We start from the raw sequence: 2,842 nt of genomic DNA on the forward strand, positions 1-2,842 counted from the left end.
ATCCAAACTGGGGTGCAACCTCGCTCCCCGAAGAGCCAACTGCAATCGTGGCATCAACTGAAGCGACTGAAGAACCAGTCGCCGAGGAAGTAACCGGTAGATTAAAGCTGCGACAGCAATCCGATGCGAGTTCTCATTCGTCTGACAGCACCCTGCCGACGGATAATGGCGGGAAGCAGCCCTTCGCTACATTCTGCCCAGATGTCTCCTTTGCGGACGAAGCCGCCATCCGATTTTCATGCTTCGCTAACGCAGCACTCCCTCGCCCATGCAGCAAGCCTGTCGTTGCGACGCAACCAATGTCACCGAAGTGGCCATTCGATAGCTTGGCGTTGACCTATACCAAAGCCTACGCCTCTATTGGGCTTGATAGCGCGGATTCTCCTTCTGGTTCTTCTAAAGAACTGTTGGCAGCTTACGAACAGAATATTCGAGTGTAATCCGCCGGTTTCGCTTTGGATCTTCAAGTTCCATTTTGTAAGCATGCGAAGGTCTAACACCACCGATTGCCCCAAGCGTCCCACAGAGCATCGCTGAGTTGTCCCCCATGCCAGAGCGGCTGATCAGTTTTTGCAACGGCAAGATGTTTGAGAGAGCGCCCACTTGATAGCTGACCCAGTTTCCGTCTTCTTTGATTGAGCAGTGCAGTATTAAGGTGTCCAAGTCTGCATCGACCTCGCACAATCGCCAAACGTCCTTGGCCGCGGGTTTTGCGCAAATCTGCTTTGAAGCCGCGACTGAATATGCCTCCAAACCGCGGTCAGTGTGATCAGATGCTAAGCCGAGCCACAAGGCACCAGCACTTTGTATGATGAGCGGTTCAACCTCTCCCGATGTTTCTGGTCCAAGCACTTCGATGGTGTTTGCATGAACGAGAAGACTGCTGGATACGCGGTAATAGAGTGGCACCTCGCTTGGCGGCGCCACCCCGATCTCCGCAAGCTCGTCGATATGATGCTGCACTGCATCAGCATTTCGACCAGTCCAACCGGCAACGTAGAGGTGCTCAACGGTAAGGTCTATTTCTGAGCCAGAGTGATAAAACTTCATAGGTTTGCCTTCCCAAAACCACCGCCGCCGGGTGTTTTCATGATAAATGAATCGCCTGGCTCCAATTCCACCTGGTCGTTCCCGTCCAGCAGCTCAAACACCCCATTTGACCGCTGCACGGCGTTTTCACCGGTGGCACCTGGGGACCCGCCATGTGTCCCGTGGGGTGCGACAACGCGGTGCGAGCTGAGCGTTGTGACGGTCATTGCCTCATTAAAGGTCAACCGTCGCACGATGCCGTCGCCGCCAACAAACGCACCTGCGCCGCCGGAACCGTGTCGAATAGCGAATTCATCGACACGAACAGGGAAACGGGTTTCAAGCACTTCCGGGTCTGTCATGCGGGTGTTGGTCATGTGGCTATGGACCGCGCTTGTTCCGTGAAAACCGTTACCCGCCCCAGTGCCGCCGCAAATGGTCTCGTAGTTCTGGAACACGTCATTGCCGTAGACAAAGTTGTTCATCGTGCCCTGAGAGCTCGCAATCACACCAAGTGCACCGTAAAGCGCCTCCGCAATGGATTGGCTGACCTCGGTATTGCCAGATATAACGGCGGCGGGGGCACGGGGGTTGATCATCGACCCTTCGGGCACAATCAACTCCAACGGTTTAAGACAGCCTTCGTTCATCGGAATATCGCGGCCAACAAGTGTACGGAACACGTAAAGGACGACAGCCCGACAGATCGAAAGCGGCGCGTTATAGTTCAGCGGGCTTTGTCGCGAAGTGCCGGTGAAATCAATCGTCGCGCTGCGATTTGCTTTGTTGACCGTGATGGCCACGTTGATTTGAGCGCCGCCGTCCATCGGATAGCTGAATGAGCAGTCTTTCAAAACGTCCAGAATACGCCGAACGCTTTCTTCGGCATTATCTTGAACATGCCCCATATAGGCACGAACGGCCTCAATTCCGAACTGGGTCGTGATCTTCTGCAACTCTGCAACGCCCGTCGCATTCGCTGCGATCTGTGCGGCTAAGTCAGCCATGTTCTGGTCGACATTGCGGCAAGGATACGTACCAGAGGCAAGCAAATCACGCGTCTCGGGGTCCCGCAACTGCCCCTGCTCGACGAGGAGGAAGTTGTCGATCACCACGCCTTCCTCCTCAATAACCCGGCTGTCCGGGGGCGCTGACCCGGGTGTCTTGCCGCCGATGTCGGCATGATGGCCACGCGAGGCGACAGTGTAGATGATGGTGGCACCAGTGGCATCAAAAACGGGCGTGATCACCGTCACGTCCGGCAAGTGCGTGCCGCCGTTAAAGGGATTGTTCATCATGAACACATCGCCGGGCCGGATCTTGCCTACATTCTCTCGCAGAACGGTGCGGACGCTTTCAGACATAGAGCCGAGGTGAACAGGAACATGCGGGGCATTGGCCACCAGATCGCCGTTTTGGTCAAAGATCGCGCAAGAAAAATCGTAGCGTTCCTTGATGTTCACCGAATAAGCGGTGTTGGCGAGTGTGGCCCCCATCTGTTCGGCAATGGACATGAACAGGTTGTTGAACACCTCCAGCATGACGGGATCAACAGATGTGCCGATCGCCTCGGCCCGGGCGATGGGGGTGGTGCGTTCAAGGACTAAGTTACCGCCCGCCGCACAGGTGGCGCGCCAGCCGGGTTCAATCACATTGGTGCCGGTGGGCTCTGTCAGGATCGCGGGGCCTTCAACGGTTTGGCCAAGGGCCAGCGTGGTGCGGTCAACAAGCGAGACGTCTTGCCATGTTCCATCGAAACAGACAGCTACCGTCGTCTCATCTAACCCCGCGCCTTGCGTATCGGGTAGGCTTA

General features: G+C 56.0%; 3 protein-coding genes. 1 reads left to right on the plus strand and 2 read right to left on the minus strand.

Annotated features, from left to right (window positions below):
• Positions 1-440: hypothetical protein (locus ABF287_RS04105; RefSeq protein WP_347183754.1), on the plus strand; the 440-nt coding region annotated here is incomplete at its 5' end.
• On the opposite strand, the gene ABF287_RS04110 is transcribed toward ABF287_RS04105, so the two are convergent.
• Together ABF287_RS04110 and ABF287_RS04115 are read right to left on the minus strand one after the other, a co-directional pair.
• Positions 397-1,050 carry a DUF2848 domain-containing protein gene (locus ABF287_RS04110; protein WP_347183755.1) on the minus strand — a complete coding sequence of 218 codons (654 nt, stop codon included), beginning with the start codon at positions 1,048-1,050 and terminating at the stop codon, positions 397-399. The two genes, ABF287_RS04105 and ABF287_RS04110, sit on opposite strands and share 44 nt — an antisense overlap.
• The coding region (locus ABF287_RS04115) for a hydantoinase B/oxoprolinase family protein (protein WP_347183756.1) at positions 1,047-2,842 on the minus strand (1,796 nt) is incomplete at its 5' end. The genes ABF287_RS04110 and ABF287_RS04115, both read right to left, overlap by 4 nt.

It is taken from the genome of Pacificibacter sp., from assembly GCF_039769035.1.
Taxonomy (GTDB): Bacteria; Pseudomonadota; Alphaproteobacteria; order Rhodobacterales; family Rhodobacteraceae; genus Celeribacter.